This is a genomic window from Streptomyces sp. NBC_00091 (genome assembly GCF_026343185.1).
In the GTDB taxonomy this organism is placed as follows: domain Bacteria; phylum Actinomycetota; class Actinomycetes; order Streptomycetales; family Streptomycetaceae; genus Streptomyces.
Window position 1 is genome coordinate 1,677,850 of record NZ_JAPEMA010000001.1, and the last position, 18,749, is coordinate 1,696,598.

At 72.8% G+C, this 18,749-nt stretch carries 17 protein-coding genes; 8 read left to right on the forward strand and 9 right to left on the reverse strand.

What is annotated here, in order from left to right; genetic code table 11:
- Nucleotides 1–3: 3 nt before the first annotated feature.
- The 5 genes from hutH to OOK34_RS07385 all read right to left on the reverse strand — a co-directional run bounded on the left by hutH (nt 4) and on the right by OOK34_RS07385 (nt 6,475).
- Nucleotides 4–1,545: a histidine ammonia-lyase gene (gene hutH / locus OOK34_RS07365; RefSeq protein ID WP_267036655.1), complete on the reverse strand. Its 1,542-nt coding sequence runs from the start codon at nt 1,543–1,545 to the stop codon at nt 4–6.
- A gap of 565 nt (nt 1,546–2,110) precedes the next feature.
- Nucleotides 2,111–3,244 carry a GGDEF domain-containing protein gene (locus OOK34_RS07370; RefSeq protein WP_267033071.1) on the reverse strand — a complete coding sequence of 378 codons (1,134 nt, stop codon included), beginning with the start codon at nt 3,242–3,244 and terminating at the stop codon, nt 2,111–2,113.
- A gap of 122 nt (nt 3,245–3,366) precedes the next feature.
- Complete coding sequence (locus OOK34_RS07375) at nt 3,367–4,170, reverse strand: enoyl-CoA hydratase/isomerase family protein (protein ID WP_267036656.1); 804 nt, start codon at nt 4,168–4,170, stop codon at nt 3,367–3,369.
- Nucleotides 4,171–4,209: 39 nt separating this feature from the next.
- On the reverse strand, nt 4,210–5,367 hold the full coding sequence (locus OOK34_RS07380) for an adenylate/guanylate cyclase domain-containing protein (RefSeq protein WP_267033072.1): 1,158 nt from the start codon (nt 5,365–5,367) through the stop codon (nt 4,210–4,212).
- A gap of 241 nt (nt 5,368–5,608) precedes the next feature.
- Nucleotides 5,609–6,475 (reverse strand): biotin--[acetyl-CoA-carboxylase] ligase, encoded by an 867-nt coding sequence (locus OOK34_RS07385; protein WP_267033073.1) that lies wholly within the window; start codon nt 6,473–6,475, stop codon nt 5,609–5,611.
- A 131-nt stretch (nt 6,476–6,606) separates the two neighbouring features.
- Here OOK34_RS07385 and OOK34_RS07390 point away from each other — a divergent pair, with 131 nt between their 5' ends.
- The 4 genes from OOK34_RS07390 (at nt 6,607) to OOK34_RS07405 (ending at nt 9,293) form a co-directional block, all read left to right on the forward strand.
- Nucleotides 6,607–8,199 carry an acyl-CoA carboxylase subunit beta gene (locus OOK34_RS07390; RefSeq protein WP_267033074.1) on the forward strand — a complete coding sequence of 531 codons (1,593 nt, stop codon included), beginning with the start codon at nt 6,607–6,609 and terminating at the stop codon, nt 8,197–8,199.
- A 21-nt stretch (nt 8,200–8,220) separates the two neighbouring features.
- Nucleotides 8,221–8,433: an acyl-CoA carboxylase epsilon subunit gene (locus OOK34_RS07395; protein WP_267036657.1), complete on the forward strand. Its 213-nt coding sequence runs from the start codon at nt 8,221–8,223 to the stop codon at nt 8,431–8,433.
- Nucleotides 8,434–8,524: 91 nt separating this feature from the next.
- Nucleotides 8,525–8,659 carry a morphogenic membrane protein MmpB gene (gene mmpB / locus OOK34_RS07400; protein WP_267033075.1) on the forward strand — a complete coding sequence of 45 codons (135 nt, stop codon included), beginning with the start codon at nt 8,525–8,527 and terminating at the stop codon, nt 8,657–8,659.
- Between the two features lie 25 nt (nt 8,660–8,684).
- A complete protein-coding gene (locus tag OOK34_RS07405) occupies nt 8,685–9,293 on the forward strand; it encodes a nucleoside triphosphate pyrophosphatase (RefSeq protein WP_267033076.1) in 609 nt (202 codons plus the stop codon).
- Here the strand turns inward: OOK34_RS07405 and OOK34_RS07410 are convergent.
- Nucleotides 9,274–9,693 (reverse strand): hypothetical protein, encoded by a 420-nt coding sequence (locus OOK34_RS07410; RefSeq protein WP_267033077.1) that lies wholly within the window; start codon nt 9,691–9,693, stop codon nt 9,274–9,276. The two genes, OOK34_RS07405 and OOK34_RS07410, sit on opposite strands and share 20 nt — an antisense overlap.
- A 401-nt stretch (nt 9,694–10,094) precedes the next feature.
- Here OOK34_RS07410 and OOK34_RS07415 point away from each other — a divergent pair, with 401 nt between their 5' ends.
- Complete coding sequence (locus OOK34_RS07415; RefSeq protein ID WP_267033078.1) at nt 10,095–11,858, forward strand: biotin carboxylase N-terminal domain-containing protein; 1,764 nt, start codon at nt 10,095–10,097, stop codon at nt 11,856–11,858.
- A 94-nt stretch (nt 11,859–11,952) separates the two neighbouring features.
- Here the strand turns inward: OOK34_RS07415 and OOK34_RS07420 are convergent, their stop codons facing one another.
- Nucleotides 11,953–12,924, reverse strand: coding sequence for a DeoR/GlpR family DNA-binding transcription regulator (locus OOK34_RS07420; RefSeq protein ID WP_267033079.1), 972 nt, complete (start codon nt 12,922–12,924; stop codon nt 11,953–11,955).
- Nucleotides 12,925–13,121: 197 nt separating this feature from the next.
- A complete protein-coding gene (locus OOK34_RS07425) occupies nt 13,122–14,561 on the reverse strand; it encodes an NAD(P)H-quinone dehydrogenase (protein WP_267033080.1) in 1,440 nt (479 codons plus the stop codon).
- 162 nt (nt 14,562–14,723) lie between these two features.
- Here OOK34_RS07425 and OOK34_RS07430 point away from each other — a divergent pair, with 162 nt between their 5' ends.
- The 3 genes from OOK34_RS07430 to OOK34_RS07440 all read left to right on the forward strand — a co-directional run bounded on the left by OOK34_RS07430 (nt 14,724) and on the right by OOK34_RS07440 (nt 18,197).
- A complete protein-coding gene (locus OOK34_RS07430; RefSeq protein ID WP_007266087.1) occupies nt 14,724–15,161 on the forward strand; it encodes a gamma-glutamylcyclotransferase in 438 nt (145 codons plus the stop codon).
- A 538-nt stretch (nt 15,162–15,699) separates the two neighbouring features.
- A complete protein-coding gene (locus OOK34_RS07435; RefSeq protein WP_267033081.1) occupies nt 15,700–16,506 on the forward strand; it encodes a purine-nucleoside phosphorylase in 807 nt (268 codons plus the stop codon).
- A 38-nt stretch (nt 16,507–16,544) separates the two neighbouring features.
- Nucleotides 16,545–18,197, forward strand: a complete 1,653-nt coding sequence (locus OOK34_RS07440) for a phospho-sugar mutase (protein ID WP_267033082.1) — start codon at nt 16,545–16,547, stop codon at nt 18,195–18,197.
- 176 nt (nt 18,198–18,373) lie between these two features.
- Here the strand turns inward: OOK34_RS07440 and OOK34_RS07445 are convergent, their stop codons facing one another.
- The gene (locus tag OOK34_RS07445) at nt 18,374–18,739 is read right to left on the reverse strand and encodes a hypothetical protein (RefSeq protein WP_267033083.1); all 366 of its coding nucleotides are present in this window, start codon (nt 18,737–18,739) and stop codon (nt 18,374–18,376) included.
- Nucleotides 18,740–18,749 lie beyond the last annotated feature (10 nt).

Below are 18,749 nucleotides of genomic sequence, written 5' to 3' on the forward strand. Positions count from 1 at the left end.
GGATCAGGCGAGCGGGCCCGTCACCGGCTCCACGGCCGTGACGAGTGCGCCCGCGCGGACGAAGGCGTCGGCGGCGGCCAGGTCGGGGGCGAGGAAACGGTCCGGCCCGGGGCCCTGCACGCCCGCCGCGCGCGCCGCCGCGATGGCGGCCTGGCTGGCCGGGGCCGGGGTGAGCCCGTGGCGCAGCTCGATGGCGCGGGTGGCCGCGTACAGCTCGATCGCGATGATCCGCGTCAGGTTGTCGATCGCGGTACGCAGCTTGCGCGCCGCGGACCACCCCATGGAGACGTGGTCCTCCTGCATGGCGGAGGAGGGGATCGAGTCGGCGGAGGCCGGGACCGCGAGCCGCTTCATCTCGCTGACCAGGGCGGCCTGCGTGTACTGGGCGATCATCAGGCCGGAGTCCACGCCGGCGTCGTCGGCGAGGAACGGCGGCAGGCCGTGCGAGCGGTTCTTGTCGAGCAGCCGGTCGGTGCGCCGTTCGGCGATGGAGCCGAGGTCGGCGGCGGCGATCGCCAGGAAGTCCAGTACGTAGGCCACGGGGGCCCCGTGGAAGTTGCCGTTGGACTCGACGCGCCCGTCGGGCAGCACCACCGGGTTGTCGACGGCGGCGGCCAGCTCACGGGAGGCGACCAGCGCGGCGTGCGCCATGGTGTCGCGGCCCGCGCCGGCGACCTGCGGGGCGCAGCGCACGGAGTAGGCGTCCTGCACGCGCGGGGCGGACTCCTCCTGGAAGTGCCCGGTGAGCCCGGAACCCTTCAGCACGGCGGCCATGTTGGCGGCGGAGGCACCCTGACCGGGGTGCGGGCGGATGGCGTGCAGCTCGGGCGCGAGCACCTTCTCGGTGCCGAGCAGCGCCTCCAGGGTCAGCGCGGCGGTGATGTCGGCGGAGGTGTACAGCGTCCGCAGGTCGGCGAGGGCCATCACCAGCATGCCGAGCATGCCGTCGGTGCCGTTGAGGAGGGCGAGCCCCTCCTTCTCCCGCAGCTCGACGGGCTCGATGCCGTGCTCGGCGAGCAGCTCGCCGGCCGGGCGGACGGTGCCGTCCGGGCCCTCGGCGTCACCCTCGCCCATGAGCGCGAGGGCGCAGTGGGAGAGCGGCGCGAGGTCGCCGGAGCAGCCGAGGGAGCCGTACTCGTGCACGACGGGGGTGATCCCGGCGTTGAGCAGGTCGGCCATGGTCTGGGCAACGGAGGGGCGTACGCCGGTGTGCCCGGAGGCCACCGTCTTCAGGCGCAGGAACATCAGGGCGCGGACGACCTCCCGCTCGACGCGCGGGCCCATGCCGGCGGCGTGCGAACGGACGATGTTGCGCTGGAGCTGCGCGCGCAGCTCGGGGCTGATGTGCCGGGAGGCGAGCGCCCCGAAGCCGGTGGAGACCCCGTAGACGGGCTCGGGCTTGGCGGCGAGCGCGTCGACGATCTCACGAGCGCGGCCGAGCGCTTCCAGCGCTTCGGCGGACAGCTCGACCCGCGCGTTGCCGCGGGCGACGGCGATGACGTCCTCGGCGGTGGTCCCGGACGTCCCCACCACGACAGTGTGCATATCCATATTCAGCACCCTACGGACTGAATCCCTTCATGTCACCCCTCTAGACGCGCCGCTCGCGCGGCTCGGTGCCGGGGGCGCCACGTCTCCTTGACGCGCCGCTCGCGCGGCTCGGCGCCGGAGCGCCTCTCCGGCTTCGCGCCGCTGCGCCGGACCCCGTCCGCCGGACCCCGGGCGGGGCCACGGGCCCCGGCTGGGGTCGGTTGCCCGTCTGCGGGTGGTGTCCGCTACGCGGGCTGGGTCCCCTACCCGCCCTTCCACCGTTCCCCGGGCTCCGCCCGGACCCGCGAACGAACGACTCACCGCACGCGATCCAGCCCCGCCGGCGTTTGAGGCGCGGGGCCCGGGGCCGGCGGGGCTGGATCTTTCAGCCTCGCCGGCGTTTGAGGCGCGGGGCCCGGGGCCGGCGGGGCTGGATCTTTCAGCCCCGCCGGCGTTTGAGGCGCGGGGCCTGGGGCGGAGCCCCAGGGAACGGAGGAAGGGCGGGGCGGGGCCAGCTCCGCGCAGCGGGGCCCGTACCGCCGGGGGCGCGCGCGGGTGGGGCGGGGCGCGCCGCCGGGGGCTACTGGCGGCCGCGGAAGCGGCGGCGTTCGCCCCGGGCCTCGTGGGCGGCGGCGTCGGCCAGGCGGACCACCGCCGTGTCGCGCCCCGCCACCACCGGCCCGGCCGACCGCGCGGCCTTCGCCTTGTACTGCGCGGCGTCCGCCAGCCGGAAGAGCCTGCGCGAGGACTTGACCGGCCCGATCGGATCCCCCGTGGAGGCGACCCCGCAGGCCACTCCCTCGCCCAGCTCCAGCTCGGCGGCCCGTACGCACACCTCCTCGGTGACCCGTACCACCTCGTCCGCCGGGGGACCCACGCTGACCAGGCAGAACTCGTCCCCGCCCAGCCGCGCCACCAGCGCGCCCGCGCCCGCGCCCGCGCCGCCGAGCATCGCCCCGCACAGGCTCAGCACCGACCCGAACCGCTCCAGCAGCCGGTCGCCCGTCGCGTGCCCCAGGGTGTCGTTGACCCGCTTGAGCCCGTTCAGGTCACAGACCACCAGGCTCACCACCGCCCCGCTGCGCCGGTGCTCCTCCAGGGCCTCGTCGAGCCGCATGTCCACGGCCCGCCGGTTGGCCAGGCCGGTCAGCGGATCGGTGAAGGCCAGGCGCCGGGCCTCCTCCAGGCGCTCGTTCTGCGCGAGCCCGGCCGCCACGACGGCCGCCAGCACGGCGGCGAACTCGGCGTCGTCCTCGTCGAAGTCCGGCAGCCCCTCGTCCCGGGCGACGTACAGCTCGCCCCACGCCCGCCCGCTGAGCACGATCGGCGCGACCACGCACGTACCGCGCCCGCGCCCGCGCAGGGCCTCGCCCCGGCGGCCCGGACGGTCGCCGACGGCGTGCTCGACCCAGGCGTGCGGACCGCCGCCGCCGGCCCAGCGCTCGTGCAGGAACTCGGTGATCTCCGGGAAGTCGTGCACGGGGTAGGACTCGTCCTCGGGGAACTCCTCCTCCCCGGCCCGCCGCTCCCCCTCGTTCACGAGCACCCGCAGCCGCCCCCGCTCGCGCTCCCAGGCGGAGATCGCGGCGAACGACCCGTCCATCGCCAGGCGGGCGCCCCGCGCGGCCGCCCGGACGCTGTCCCGCGGTGCGCAGGCCGCCGCCATCGCCTGCGCGAGGCCCACGACGGCCCGAAGCCGTCCGTCAACTCCCATCACCCCAGATTAGGGAGTTTTATCCGATTTGGTGATAGATGGCGCGACTTTGGGCGATACCAAGATCACCCCAAGTGACAGCGGCGGGGCTGCTTCCTACTGCGGTTTCCTACTGCGGATTCCTACTGGCCCGGCCAGTTCGGCTTGCGCTTCTCGTTGAAGGCCGCCACGCCCTCCGCCCGGTCCCCGGAGAAGGCCACCGTCCGCCAGGCCGCGTCCTCGATCTCCAGCCCGGCCGCCAGGTCCATCCCGTGCCCCAGCCGCAGCGCCCGCTTGGCGGCGCGCAGCCCGACGGGGGAGTTCGCCGCCATCGCCTCGGCCAGTTCCAGGGCCCGCAGACGGTCCTCGCCCGCCAGAGCCACCGAGTCCACCAGCCCCAGGGACAGCGCCTCGGCCGCCCCGACCCGGCGGGCCGTGAAGATCAGCTCCGCCGCGCGGGCCGCCCCGACCCGGCGCGGCAGCAGCTGCGTACCGCCGCCGCCGGGGATCACGCCCACCGACACCTCGGGCAGCCCGACGACCGCCGTCTCGTCGGCCACGATCACGTCGCAGGCCAGCGCCAGCTCGAAGCCGCCGCCCAGCGCGAAGCCGTGCACCGCCGCAATCGTCGGCATCGGCAGCTCCAGCACGCCCCCATAGGCCCCCCGGGCGGTCGGCCGCTGCCGCACCAGCTCGGCGTCCGAGAGCGAGTTGCGCTCCTTGAGGTCCGCGCCCACGCAGAACGCCCGCTCGTGGGTGGAGCTGAGTACGACGACCCGTACGCCGGGATCCGGCGCCAGGGCGTCGCACGCGGCGGAGATCGAGCGCGCCATCTCCGTGGAGACGGCGTTCATCGCCTTGGGCCGGTCCAGCACCAGCTCGGCGACCACCCCGCCGTCACCGTGCCGCCGCACCGCCACGAACTCCCCGAAACGGACCTCGTCCACGCCCACGGCGCACTCTCCCCGGAATCCAGTTAACGAACGTTACCCGGGGATCTTAGGCGTCCGCCGCGTCAGCGACCAGGGCTCCACGACACCCAGTCCGCGCACGGGCCGCTGCCACATCGGCTGGAGCGCGAAGCGGTAGGCACCGCCGCCCTCCTCCTTCTCCGCCGACTTCTCCGACACCGGCGCCGCGCCGGTGCGGCCCAGCTCCTCGGCCATCGCGCCGTCCACCAGCACCGCGTCCTTCGGGGCTATCGAGGTCAGCCGGCTCGCCAGGTTCACCGTGGTTCCGAAGACGTCGCCCATCCGGGTCGTCACCGTCCCGAAGGCGATCCCGACCCGCAGCTCCGGCATCTGCGGATCCGTCTCCATCGTCTCGATCAGCCGCAGCGCGATCTCCGCCGCCGTCGCCGCGTCGTCGGCGCAGTACAGCACCTCGTCGCCCAGCGTCTTGATCAGCCGGCCGCCGTGCGCGGCCACCAGGTCCGCCGCCGTCGTCTCGAAGGCCTCGACCAGCTCGCCGAGCTCCTCCTCCTCCAGCCGCCGGGTCAGGCGGGTGAAGCCCACCAGGTCCGCGAAGCCCACCGCCAGGCGCCGGTCGACCATCTCCTCGTCGTCCGCGACCTGCACCACCCGGCCGGTGGCCGCCGCGAGCTGGCGCCGCCACACGTAGACGAGGAACTCCTCCAGCTCCGGCAGCAGCAGCTCGACCAGCGGGTACGTGACCTCCGTGCGGGTCATGCCCGGCTCGGGCGGCTCCGTCAGCCCCTCCAGGAAGGAATCGATCTGCCATTCGGCCAGCCGGGCGGTGGTCTGCCCGGTGGAACGCGCCACCTGCACCGCCATCGGCTCGCTCAGCAGCCCCGCCTCCACCAGGCCGGCGAGGCGCCGCAGAGCCAGTACGTCCGCCTCGGTCAGCGCCTTGGCCTGCCCGATGTCCGCGAAGCCCATCGCCCGCCAGAAGCGGGAGGCCAGCTCCATCGACACCCCGGCGCTACGAGCCGCCTGGAACGGCGTGTACCGCCGCTCGGCGCCCAGGATCAGCTGCTCCAGCCGGATGGCCAGCGGGTCGGCCGTCGGCTGCGCCGCGTGGTCGACCTCGTGGAAGGGGGTGTGCTGGTCCCGCCCGATCGGGGTCCCCGGACCGCTCGCCGAGCCGGACGCGGACGCGCTGGACGTAGAGTCGTCGACGGTCAAGGGCCGCCTCCTGTCCATTCCGTGCGCACTGCCGAATCGGGTGATCACCGTGAGGACCGGGATCGCCTAAACCATACGGCAGGTGTGCCGTAGCTCACTCCCCCTCCCATCTTCGGGGCTCCTTCGCCTCCGGGGCGCCGCACGCCTGACCCCAGGCGCACCCCTTCGGCTCAGGAGCCCCGTGCGGGCCGCGGGCAAGGGCCTGCCGGCACCCGCCCGGCCGTGCCCGCCAAGGGCGGCGCTACCGCACGGACCGCAGGTGCACCACGTCCCCCGCCCCCACGGCCTCCCGGTGGTCCTCCGCCGTACGGATCACCAGCCGCCCGTCCGCGTCGACCGCTTCGGCCGTACCGGTGAGCGTGCGCCCGCCCGGAAGGTCCGCCCGGACGTGGCGGCCGAGCGTGGCGCAGCCCGCCGCGTACGCCTCCTGGAGCCCGCTCTCCGCCGGGTCGCCGCCCGCCTCGCGCCAGCGCCCGTACCACTCCTCCAGGGAGCGCAGCACGGCCTTGAGCAGCGGCTCCCGGTCGGTCACCGTGGCCTTGGCCAGGGTCAGCGACCCGGCGGCCGGTACGGGGAGCTCGTCCTCGGTGAGGGTGACGTTGAGCCCGATCCCGACGACCACCCCGTCCTCGACCCGCTCCGCGAGGATGCCGCCGGTCTTGCGCTCCTCCCCCTCCACGCCGACCAGCAGGTCGTTCGGCCACTTGAGCGACGTGTCCACGCCCGCGGCCCGCGACAGCCCGTTGGCGGTGGCCACCCCGGCGAGCAGGGTCAGCCACCCCCACCGCTCCTGCGGCACGCCCTCGCCCGGCTTGAGCAGGACGGAGAAGAACAGCCCGGACCGGGCCGGCGCGACCCAGCTGCGGTCGAGGCGCCCGCGACCGGCGGTCTGCTCCTCCGCGACCAGCACGGCCCCCTCGGGCAGCCCCGCGGCCCGCGCCGCGAGATCGGTGTTGGTGGACCCGGTGGCGGCGACAACCTCCAGCGAGGTCCACAGGCCGTCCGGGGTGAGGAGCGCCCGCTGAAGGGCGGTGGCGTTCAGGGGAGGCCGGTCCAGGCTCGACCAGCGTCCGGCGGAAGCGCCGGCTGAAGCATCTTGAGGCGTCATGCAAGCCAATGTAGGTGTGTCAAACGCCGCACTGCCGAGCGCCATGCCCGCCGATACGCTACGCACCAGTAGCCAGCAGCAGTCAATCAATTGACCAGGCAGTTGACACCACACAGGGAGCCGCGACCCCGATGTCCCAACCCTCAGAGCCGATCGACATGCACACGACCGCGGGCAAGCTCGCGGACCTGCGGCGCCGCGTCGAGGAAGCCACCCATGCAGGTTCCGAGCGCGCCGTCGAGAAGCAGCACGCCAAGGGCAAGCTGACGGCACGTGAGCGGGTCGCCCTGCTGCTGGACGAGGGGTCCTTCGTAGAGCTGGACGAGTTCGCCCGGCACCGGTCGACCAACTTCGGGCTGGAGAAGACCCGCCCCTACGGCGACGGCGTCGTCACGGGCTACGGCACGGTGGACGGCCGCCCCGTCGCCGTGTTCTCGCAGGACTTCACCGTCTTCGGCGGGGCCCTCGGCGAGGTCTACGGGCAGAAGATCATGAAGGTCATGGACTTCGCCCTGAAGACCGGCTGCCCGCTCGTCGGGATCAACGACTCCGGCGGCGCCCGCATCCAGGAGGGCGTCAGCGCGCTCGGCATGTACGGCGAGATCTTCCGCCGCAACGTGCACGCCTCGGGCGTGATCCCGCAGATCAGCCTGGTCGTCGGGCCGTGCGCCGGCGGCGCCGTGTACTCCCCCGCCATCACCGACTTCACGGTCATGGTCGACCAGACCTCGCACATGTTCATCACCGGCCCCGACGTCATCAAGACGGTCACCGGCGAGGACGTCGGCTTCGAGGAGCTGGGCGGGGCGCGGACGCACAACAGCACCTCCGGCGTCGCCCACCACATGGCCGGGGACGAGAAGGACGCGATCGAGTACGTCAAGTCCCTGCTGGCGTACCTGCCGTCCAACAACCTCTCCGAGCCGCCCGCCTTCCCCGAGGAGGCGGACACCGAGGTCTCCGACGCCGACCTGGAGCTCGACGTCCTGATCCCGGACAGTGCGAACCAGCCGTACGACATGCACACTGTTATTGAGCACGTGCTGGACGACGCGGAGTTCCTGGAGACGCAGTCGCTCTTCGCCCCGAACATCCTCACCGGCTTCGGCCGGGTCGAGGGGCACCCGGTGGGCGTGGTCGCCAACCAGCCGATGCAGTTCGCCGGCTGCCTGGACATCAACGCCTCCGAGAAGGCCGCGCGGTTCGTCCGGACGTGCGACGCCTTCAACATCCCGGTGCTGACGTTCGTCGACGTCCCGGGCTTCCTGCCGGGCACGGACCAGGAGTACAACGGAATCATCCGGCGCGGGGCGAAGCTGATCTACGCCTACGCCGAGGCCACCGTCCCGCTCATCACCGTCATCACCCGCAAGGCCTTCGGCGGCGCCTACGACGTCATGGGCTCCAAGCACCTCGGCGCGGACCTCAACCTGGCCTGGCCGACCGCGCAGATCGCCGTCATGGGCGCGCAGGGGGCGGTGAACATCCTGCACCGGCGCACCATCGCGGAGGCCGCTCCCGAGGAGGTGGAGGAGACCCGGGCCCGCCTGATCACCGAGTACGAGGACGCGCTGCTCAACCCGTACACGGCCGCCGAGCGGGGTTACATCGACGCGGTGACCATGCCGTCCGAGACCCGCGCCCACGTGGTCAAGGGACTGCGCCAGCTGCGGACCAAGCGGGAGTCCCTGCCCCCGAAGAAGCACGGCAACATCCCCCTCTAGGCCTTCCAGGAGGACTCTGTGGTGATCAAGGTCGTCAAGGGCAACCCGACCCCCGAGGAGCTGGCCGCCGCACTGGCGGTGGTCCAAGCGCGCGCGGCGGCGCTGGCCTCGGCCCCGTCGGGCGCGCCCCGGATCCCGGACGAGTGGGCCTCGCCGAGCCGGGTGGCCCGCCGGCACCAGCTGCGGCCCGGTCCGCGCGCGTGGGGCCGTACGTACTGGCCGGGCCGGGGCTGAGTCCCGGGCTCCGGAAGATGGCGCGAACGGACGGTGGCGCCTGAGTACCCGTACTCAGGCGCCACCGCCGTACCGGGGCCAGGATCGGAGCATGCTCTGGTCAGACCCGAAGAACGAGCCGCCGAAGGACATGCGCGACGCCCAGGCGATGCTGCGGCGGATGCTGGTGGTGCTCGTCCTCGCGATGGTGGTCGCGGTGTACGTGCTCGGCGTGCCCCCGTTCTAGGGGGTGCCCGCGCGGCCGCCCTACGATGGCCCCCATGACCGTACGCACGCTCGTCCTCGCCTCCGCCTCCCCCGCCCGGCTGAACCTGCTGCGGCAGGCCGGGCTCGCCCCGCACGTGATCGTCAGCGGCTTCGACGAGGACACGCTGAACCACGACAACCCGGCCGACCTGGCGCTGGCCCTGGCCGAGGCCAAGGCCGGCGTGGTGGCGGAGCTGGCGGAGGCCGCGGGCGCGCTGGTGATCGGCTGCGACTCGGTGCTGGAGCTGGACGGCGAGGCACTGGGCAAGCCGGCGGACGCGGAGGAGGCCACGGCCCGCTGGAAGTCGATGCGCGGGCGGGCCGGGGTGCTGCGCACGGGGCACTGCGTGATCGACACGGCGTCCGGCCGTCAGGTCTCGGCGACGGCCTCCACGACGGTCCGCTTCGGCGAGCCGACGGACGCGGAGGTGGCGGCGTACGTGGCCAGCGGCGAGCCGCTGCACGTGGCCGGCGCGTTCACCCTGGACGGGCTGTCGGCGCCGTTCATCGACGGCATCGACGGGGACCACGGCAACGTCATCGGCCTCTCGATGCCGCTGCTGCGCTCCCTGCTGGGCGAACTGGACGTGTCCATCACGGACTTGTGGGCCTGAGCCCTCCCGCCGCCTTGGTGTGCAGCATCAGGGTCAGGACGAGCAGGCACAGGATCACCATCGTCACCGCGAAGGCGCCCCAGCCGACGAGCCCCACGGCGAGGGCGCCGAGCACCCCGTGGGTGACGGCGGCGGCGACGATCAGCACCCGGGCGAAGCGCGCGGGCGGGCGGTCCCGTACGGCGGCCACGGCGATCAGTACGGCGCACAGCAGCAGGAAGGCGCCCAGGGCGGCCCCCATCGCGTACGTCGCCGTGGACATGACCTGCGGGTCCATGCCGGCGATGGACATCGACTGCCCCTCGGTCACCCGGCCCAGTACGAGGTGGACGAGTACGAGCACCGCCGCTTCCGCGACGAGCGTGATCGCGGCCAGCCCCGCCACGAGTCTGCGCAGCACGAAGCCCCCATCCTCCCCACGCCACAAGCGTGTTCGACGCCTGGGAGGCTACTAACGAGTAAACCTTGGGACAAGAGGCCGGGGCCGCTTCGTTACGGGGCCGCTCCGTTCGGGCCCCCGGGAGGGCGACCGTGACGGCTCTCACTCAAAGAATGCATAGGCCGTTCGTAGGGACTCCACAAAGAATCAGCGGGGGCCGCTGACCCGCTGAACAGAGACCTCCGCCGCACAACGGGGTTACTGTGCAGTCGGGGATCTCCCTGACCTGGGGCGACACAAGGGTTTTCGCACTCAAGGGGCACTCGCATCACGCTCCGTGTGGGCAAGGTCACCACCGGGGAAGGGTCGTAAGGCCGTGTCGGCAGTCCCTAAACTCAGCTTGTTTCAAGGAGGGAGCCATCGTGCGCAAGGTGCTCATCGCCAACCGTGGCGAAATCGCTGTCCGCGTTGCTCGGGCCTGCCGGGATGCCGGAATCGCGAGCGTAGCCGTCTACGCCGATCCGGACCGGGACGCCCTGCATGTCCGCGCGGCAGACGAAGCTTTCGCGTTGGGCGGTGACACCCCGGCCGCCAGCTACCTCGACATCGCGAAGGTCCTGCAGGCCGCCGCGGACTCCGGAGCGGACGCCATCCACCCCGGATACGGCTTCCTCTCCGAGAACGCCGACTTCGCCCAGGCCGTCATCGACGCGGGCCTGACCTGGATCGGCCCGCCGCCGCAGGCCATCCGCGACCTCGGCGACAAGGTGGCCGCCCGCCACATCGCCCAGCGCGCCGGGGCCCCCCTGGTCGCCGGCACCCCCGACCCCGTCTCCGGGGCCGACGAGGTCGTCGCCTTCGCCCGGGAGCACGGCCTGCCCATCGCCATCAAGGCGGCGTTCGGCGGCGGCGGCCGCGGCCTCAAGGTCGCCCGCACCCTCGAAGAGGTGCCCGAGCTGTTCGACTCCGCCGTGCGCGAGGCCGTGGCCGCCTTCGGCCGCGGCGAGTGCTTCGTCGAGCGCTACCTCGACCGGCCGCGCCACGTCGAGACCCAGTGCCTGGCGGACTCCCACGGCAACGTGGTCGTCGTCTCCACCCGCGACTGCTCGCTCCAGCGCCGCCACCAGAAGCTCGTCGAGGAGGCCCCGGCCCCCTTCCTGACGGAAGCCCAGAACGCCGAGCTGTACGCCGCGTCCAAGGCCATCCTCAAGGAGGCCGGCTACGTCGGCGCGGGCACCGTGGAGTTCCTCGTCGGCACCGACGGGACCATCTCCTTCCTCGAGGTCAACACCCGCCTCCAGGTCGAGCACCCGGTGACCGAGGAGGTCACCGGCATCGACCTCGTCCGGGAGATGTTCCGCATCGCCGACGGCGAGGAGCTCGGCTACGGCGACCCGGAGCTGCGCGGCCACTCCTTCGAGTTCCGCATCAACGGCGAGGACCCGGGCCGGGGCTTCCTGCCGGCCCCGGGCACCGTCACCCTCTTCGCCCCGCCCACCGGCCCCGGCGTGCGCCTGGACGCGGGCGTCGAGACCGGCTCGGTCATCGGCCCCGCCTGGGACTCGCTGCTCGCCAAGCTGATCGTCACCGGCGCCACCCGCGAGCAGGCCCTGCAGCGCGCCGCGCGCGCCCTGGCGGAGTTCAACGTGGAGGGCATGGCCACCGCCATCCCCTTCCACCGCGCGGTCGTCTCCGACCTGGCCTTCGCCCCCACCGACGGCACCCCGTTCAAGGTCCACACGCGCTGGATCGAGACGGAGTTCGTCAACGAGATCAAGCCGTTCGCCGCTCCGGCAGCCGAGGAGACCGAGGACGAGCCGGGCCGTGAGACCGTCGTCGTCGAGGTCGGCGGCAAGCGCCTGGAGGTCTCCCTCCCGTCCTCGCTGGGCATGACCCTGGCCCGCACGGCCGCCGCGGGCGGTGCCAAGCCCAAGCGCCGCGCCGCCAAGAAGTCCGGCCCGGCCGCGTCCGGCGACACCCTCGCGTCCCCGATGCAGGGCACGATCGTCAAGGTCGCGGTCGAGGAGGGCCAGCAGGTCAACGAGGGCGACCTGGTCGTCGTGCTCGAGGCGATGAAGATGGAGCAGCCGCTGAACGCGCACCGCTCCGGCACCATCGTCGGCCTGACCGCCGAGGTCGGCGCCTCCCTCACCTCCGGCGCCACCATCTGCGAGATCAAGGACTGACGCCCTCAGCCGACGTGAAGGCCCCCGCCCCGGTATCCGGGGCGGGGGCCTTCACGCACACCCAGCCCCTGGGGGCAGGGCCCCCACCGAGCGGCTAGCGGCGCCGCATGTCCGCGACCCGGGCCCGTTCCCCCGCCTGCTGCTCCAGCAGGGACGCGGGGGCGCTGCGCAGCTGGGCGGTGGGGCCGCCGCGCCGCTGGACCGGCAGGGGGGAGTCCCGGCGCGGCCTGCGCCCCGGCATGCCCTCCCCGCCGGCGCCGGCGTGACCGGTGCCGGCGGCCGGGGCCGAGCCGGCCACGGTGATCTGCACGCCCTGGTCGGCCAGCGCCTGGAGCTCGGTGGCGGCCCGTTCGTCGTGCGGCGGTGGCTCGTCCGTCACCAGCCGCGTCATCACGTCCGTCGGCACGGTCTGGAACATGGTGTCGGTGCCGAGCTTCGTGTGGTCGGCGAGTACGACCACCTCTGCGGCGGCCTGCACCAGCGCCCGGTCCACGCTCGCGGAGAGCATGTTGGAGGTGGACAGCCCGCGCTCCGCGGTCAGCCCGCTCCCGGACAGGAAGGCCCGGGACACCCGCAGCCCCTGGAGGGACTGCTCGGCTCCGCTGCCGACGAGGGCGTAGTTCGAGCCGCGCAGCGTGCCGCCGGTCATCACCACCTCCACCCGGTTGGCGTGCGCCAGGGCCTGGGCGACGAGCAGCGAGTTGGTGACGACAGTGAGACCGGGCACCCGGGCGAGCCGGCGGGCCAGCTCCTGGGTCGTGGTACCCGCGCCGACGACGACGGCCTCGCCTTCTTCGACGAGGCCGGCCGCGACATCGGCGATGGCGGTCTTCTCCGCCGTGGCGAGATGGGATTTCTGCGGAAAGCCGGACTCACGCGTGAAACCGCCCGGCAAAACCGCACCGCCGTGGCGGCGGTCGAGGAGTCCTTCTGCCTCCAGTGCCCGCACGTCCCGCCGTACGGTCACTTCGGAGGTCTGGACGACGCGGGCGAGCTCACGGAGCGATACCGCACCGTTGGCCCGCACCATTTCGAGGATCAATTGGCGACGTTCAGCAGCGAACACGAAACTGACAGTAACCCCAACGACCGTCTGCTTTCAGCTCTTTGCGCCGGAATACCGAAGTTGTCCATACAGCGGGCCAACTAGTGGTATACGCGGCCCGGCCGTTGCCCGGCCGGCCGTCGCGCATCCGCGCCCCACCTCGGCGTCCGCCCCAACCCCCGTGTGGGGAGGGGCGGTTGGGGCGCCGGAGGCGGGCCCTACGCCTCGCCGGCCGCCTTGCGGGTGTGCAGCTGGCGGGCCACTTCCGCGATCGATCCGGACAGCGAGGGGTACACCGTGAACGCGTTTGCGATCTGCTCGACGGTCAGGTTGTTGTCGACGGCGATCGAGATGGGGTGGATCAGCTCGCTCGCGCGCGGCGAAACGACCACGCCGCCGACCACGATGCCCGTGCCCGGGCGGCAGAACAGCTTCACGAAGCCGTCCCGGATGCCCTGCATCTTCGCGCGCGGGTTGCGCAGCAGCGGCAGCTTCACCACGCGGGCGTCGATCTTGCCGGCGTCCACGTCGGCCTGGGTGTAACCGACGGTGGCGATCTCGGGGTCGGTGAAGACGTTCGAGGACACCGTCTTGAGGTTCAGCGGGGCCACCGCGTCGCCGAGGAAGTGGTACATCGCGATGCGGCCCTGCATGGCGGCGACGGACGCGAGCGCGAAGATCCCGGTGACGTCACCCGCGGCGTACACGCCCGGCGAGGACGTACGCGACACCTTGTCGGTCCAGATGTGCCCGGACTCCTTGAGCCGGACCCCGGACTCCTCCAGGTTCATGTCCTTGGTGTTCGGGATCGCGCCGACCGCCATCAGGCAGTGCGTACCCGTGATCACCCGCCCGTCGGACAGGGTCACCTCCACCCGGTCGCCGACCCGCTTGGCGGACTCGGCGCGCGAGCGGCCGATGACGTTCATGCCGCGGCGGCGGAAGACGTCCTCCAGGACGGCGGCCGCGTCCGGGTCCTCACCCGGCAGCACCCGGTCGCGCGAGGACACCAGGGTCACCCGGGAGCCCAGGGCCTGGTACGCGCCGGCGAACTCGGCACCGGTCACACCGGAGCCGACCACGATCAGCTCCTCGGGGAGCTCCTCCAGGTCGTAGACCTGGGTCCAGTTCAGGATCCGCTCCCCGTCGGGCATCGCGTCCGGGATCTCGCGGGGGTGGCCGCCGGTGGCGATCAGCACGGCGTCGGCGGTGAGGATCGTCTCCGAGCCGTCGGCCGCGGTGACGATGACGTCCCGGGTGCCGTCGATGCCCTGCGGCCCGCCGAGCTTGCCGCGGCCGCGCAGCACGCGGGCGCCGGCCCGGGTCACGGAGGCGGTGATGTCGTGGGACTGCGCCAGCGCGAGGCGCTTGACGCGGCGGTTCACCTTGCCGAGGTCCACGCCGACGACGCGCGCGGCCTGCTCGATGTGCGGGGTGTCGTCCGCGACGACGATCCCCAGTTCCTCGTACGACGAGTCGAAGGTCGTCATGACCTCTGCGGTCGCGATGAGGGTCTTCGAGGGCACGCAGTCGGTCAGCACCGACGCCCCGCCCAGACCGTCGCAGTCGACGACGGTCACCTCCGCGCCGAGCTGGGCCCCCACCAGGGCCGCCTCATACCCGCCGGGTCCGCCGCCGATGATCACGATCCGGGTCACGAAAAGTCCGCCTCACGTCTACCCGGCCGGCTGCCGCCCCGGCCGGTGTTCCGGGGGGTCTCCCCGGGGGATGCATTCCGTGCCCCATTGTCCCGCACGCATCAAGGTGCTCGCACCATCCGGACACGCGTGCCGGGGCGACCCTCCCGTACCCTCGACCTCATGTCGCTCTACGCCGCGTACGCCGGCAACCTCGACCCGCGGCTGATGACGCGCCGCGCTCCCCATTCACCGCTGCGCGGCACAGGCTGGATCAACGACTGGCGGCTGACCTTCGGCGGCGAGCAGATGGGCTGGGAGGGCGCTCTCGCCACGATCGTCGAAGCCCCCCGGCAGCAGGTCTTCGTCGCCCTCTACGACATCGCCCCGCTGGACGAGGACTCCATGGACCGCTGGGAGGGCGTCGGCCTGGACATCTACCGCCGCATGCGGATCCGGGTCCACACCCTGGACGGCGAGGAAGCCGCCTGGTGCTACGTCCTCAACGGCTACGAGGGCGGCCTGCCGTCGGCGCGCTACCTCGGCGAGATCGCCGACGCCGCCGAGTCCGCGGGCGCGCCGCACGACTACGTGATGGAACTCCGCAAGCGCCCCTGCTGAGGCGGCCCCATGACCCGCCGCTCGCTCGACTCGGCCGCGAGCGGCCTCCCCGGCTTCGCGCCGCCGCGCCGGACTCCGTCCGCCGGACCCGGGGCGGGGGGGGCGGGGCGGGGCCTGCCGGCGGTAGCCGCTGCGCGGGGCCGTCCCCTACCCGCCCTTCGCCCGTTCCCGCCTCAATCGCCGGCGCGGCTCACGACACGGCGCTCCGCGCCCGCGCCTCAAACGCCGGCGAGGCTGAAAGATCCAGCCCCGCCGGCGTTTGAGGCGCGGGGTCCGGGGCGGAGCCCCAGGGTCCTTCAGCCCCGCCGGCGTTTGAGGCGCGGGGTCCGGGGCAGCGCCCCGGGGAACGGGCGAAGGGCGGGTAGGGGACCCGGCCCCGCGCAGCGGCCCGCCACCCGCACCCGGCACCCGCACCCCCCGCCGGACGGAATCCGCCGCGCCAATCGGAAGGTTTCGGCGGAAACGACAAGGCAACGATCCGAACACCGTGAGCTGTGCCATCTACGCGCGTAGGCCAACAGCGGCTACGCTCTTCCGCGTGAACGCATCTGTTACCGACCCCTTCGCCGCCGCCGACGCCGCCGCCGCCCGCCTCCGCGAGCTCACCGGCGTCGAATCCCACGATGTCGCCCTCGTCATGGGCTCCGGCTGGGCCCCCGCCGCAGAGGCGCTCGGCGCCCCCGAGTCCGAGTTCCTCGTCACCGAGCTGCCCGGCTTCCCCCCCGCCGCCGTCGAGGGCCACGGCGGCAAGATCCGCTCGTACAAGATCGGCGACAAGCACGCCCTGGTCTTCCTCGGCCGGACCCACTACTACGAGGGCCGCGGCGTCGCCGCCGTCGCCCACGGCGTGCGCACCGCCGTCGCCGCCGGCTGCAAGACCATCGTCCTCACCAACGGCTGTGGCGGCCTGCGCGAGGGCATGAAGCCCGGCCAGCCCGTCCTGATCAGCGACCACCTCAACCTCACGGCCACCTCGCCGATCGTCGGCGCGAACTTCGTGGACCTCACGAACCTGTACTCGCCGAAGCTCCGCGCGATGTGCAAGGAGATCGACCCGACCCTCGAAGAGGGCGTGTACGTCCAGTTCCCCGGCCCGCACTACGAGACCCCGGCCGAGATCAACATGATCCGCGTCATGGGCGCCGACCTGGTCGGCATGTCCACCGTGCTCGAGGCCATCGCCGCCCGTGAGGCCGGTGCGGACGTGCTCGGCATCTCCCTGGTCACCAACCTGGCCGCGGGCCTGTCCGGCGAGCCGCTGAACCACGAAGAGGTGCTCCAGGCCGGCCGCGACTCGGCCGCCCGCATGGGCACGCTGCTGACGCAGGTGCTCGCCCGCATCTGATCGACGACCGACGACGTACGAGAGGCAAGGCGGAAGTAGTGCAGGAACAGGGACAGGACGACCTGCTCACCCGGGCCCGGGCCTGGCTGGCCGAGGACCCGGACCCCGAGACGGCGAAGGAGCTGGCCGACCTCGTCGACGCCGGCGACACGGCCGAGCTCGCGGACCGCTTCTCCGGCACGCTCCAGTTCGGCACCGCCGGACTGCGCGGCGAGCTGGGCGCGGGCCCGATGCGAATGAACCGCTCCGTGGTCATCCGGGCCGCGGCGGGCCTGGCGGCCTACCTGAAGGCCCAGGGCCACGCCGGCGGCCTCGTCGTCGTCGGCTACGACGCCCGGTACAAGTCGGCGGACTTCGCCCGTGACACCGCCGCCGTCATGACCGGCGCCGGCCTGCGCGCGGCCGTCCTGCCCCGGCCGCTGCCGACGCCCGTCCTCGCGTACGCCATAAGGCACCTGGGCGCCGTCGCCGGCGTCGAGGTGACCGCGAGCCACAATCCCCCGCGGGACAACGGCTACAAGGTCTACCTCGGCGACGGCTCGCAGATCGTCTCCCCGGCGGACGTGGAGATCGCGGCGGAGATCGACGCGATCTCCTCCCTCGCCTCCGTCCCCCGCCCGGCCGACGGCTGGCTGCAGCTCGACGAGGAGGTCCTGGAGGCCTACCTGACCCGTACGGACGCCGTCCTGACCCCCGGGTCCCCCCGGGGCGTGCGGACCGTCTACACGGCCATGCACGGCGTCGGCAAGGACGTCGTCATGGCGGCCTTCGCCCGGCACGGCTTCCCGGCCCCGGTACTGGTCTCCGAGCAAGCCGAACCCGACCCGGCGTTCCCCACGGTCGCCTTCCCCAACCCGGAGGAGCCGGGCGCGATGGACCTGTCCTTCGCGAAGGCCGCCGAGGTCCAGCCGGACATCGTGATCGCGAACGACCCGGACGCCGACCGCTGCGCGGTGGCGGTTCCCGACAACGGCGGCTGGCGGATGCTGCGCGGCGACGAGGTCGGCGCGCTGCTGGCGGCCCACCTGGTCCACAAGGGCGCGCAGGGCACCTTCGCGGAGTCCATCGTCTCCTCCAGCCTCCTCGGCCGGATCGCGGAAGCCGCGGGCCTGCCGTACGAGGAGACCCTCACCGGCTTCAAGTGGATCGCCCGCGTCGAGGGCCTGCGCTACGGCTACGAGGAGGCGCTCGGCTACTGCGTGGACCCCGAGGGCGTCCGCGACAAGGACGGCGTCACCGCCGCCCTGCTGGTCGCCGAACTCGCCTCCGAACTCAAGGAGCAGGGCCGCAGCCTGACCGACCTGCTGGACGACCTGGCGATGGCCCACGGCCTGCACCACACCGACCAGCTCTCGGTCCGCGTCTCGGACCTCTCGGTCATCGCCGACGCCATGGCGCAGCTCCGCGCGCAGCCCCCGACCTCCCTGGCGGGCCTGCGCGTAGTCTCGGCGGAGGACCTGTCCCAGGGCACGGCGAAGCTCCCGCCCACGGACGGCCTGCGCTACTACCTGGACGGCGACTACAAGGCCCGCGTGATCTGCCGCCCGTCCGGCACGGAACCCAAGCTGAAGTGCTACCTGGAGGTCGTGGTCCCGGTCCCCGAGGCCTCCGACCTCGCGGACGCCCGCGTCCGCGGCCAGGAGATCCTGGACGCGATCAAGAAGGACCTCTCAGCAGCCATGGGCCTCTGACCCCTTTTTGACGCGCCGCTCGCACGGCTCGGCCCTGGCGGGCCTCACCGGCTTCGCGCCGCTGCGCCAGACTCCGTCCGGCGTACTCCACGGCCCCCTGAGCTCCAGCTCAGGGGGCCGTGGCCGTCCAATCCGGCATCAGCCATCACCCTGACGCAGTGCTCGGCTCACGGGCTTCAGGTGAGTGACTTCTCGATGGCCTCGAAGATGTCCGCGTCGGTCTCCTGCTGCCAGTTCGGGAGGTCCGGCCAGTCGGCCACGTAGCCCGGTTTCGGGTCCTCGAACTGCTTGAACATCTGGGCGGTCCAGCAGGTGGCGACGAAGCGGCTCTTCTGCTCGCGGGACAGCCGGTCCGTGTTGCCGCCGCTGATCTCGATGAACTGGCGGACCTGCGCGTACACGGCCCCTGCGGCCTCACGTTCCCACTGAGGCGTGTCGTCCCAGGGAGTCACGTAGCCGGCCTTCGGCTCACCGGGGAAGTGCTGATGCACCCCCGCGATCCAGGTTTCCCGGAACAGTCGTGCGCCTTCGGTCTGCGACATGCCAACCCCT

Bases quoted from the DNA above. Each gene is read 5' to 3' on its own strand.
- mmpB (WP_267033075.1), top strand. From the start codon at position 8,525: ATGCTCTGGTCAGACCCGAAGAACGAGCCGCCGAAGGACATGCGCGAC.
- OOK34_RS07385 (WP_267033073.1), bottom strand. From the start codon at position 6,475: ATGACGCCTCAAGATGCTTCAGCCGGCGCTTCCGCCGGACGCTGGTCG.
- OOK34_RS07370 (WP_267033071.1), bottom strand. From the start codon at position 3,244: ATGGGAGTTGACGGACGGCTTCGGGCCGTCGTGGGCCTCGCGCAGGCG.
- OOK34_RS07390 (WP_267033074.1), top strand. From the start codon at position 6,607: ATGTCCCAACCCTCAGAGCCGATCGACATGCACACGACCGCGGGCAAG.
- OOK34_RS07445 (WP_267033083.1), bottom strand. From the start codon at position 18,739: ATGTCGCAGACCGAAGGCGCACGACTGTTCCGGGAAACCTGGATCGCG.
- OOK34_RS07430 (WP_007266087.1), top strand. From the start codon at position 14,724: ATGTCGCTCTACGCCGCGTACGCCGGCAACCTCGACCCGCGGCTGATG.
- hutH (WP_267036655.1), bottom strand. From the start codon at position 1,545: ATGCACACTGTCGTGGTGGGGACGTCCGGGACCACCGCCGAGGACGTC.
- OOK34_RS07405 (WP_267033076.1), top strand. From the start codon at position 8,685: ATGGCCCCCATGACCGTACGCACGCTCGTCCTCGCCTCCGCCTCCCCC.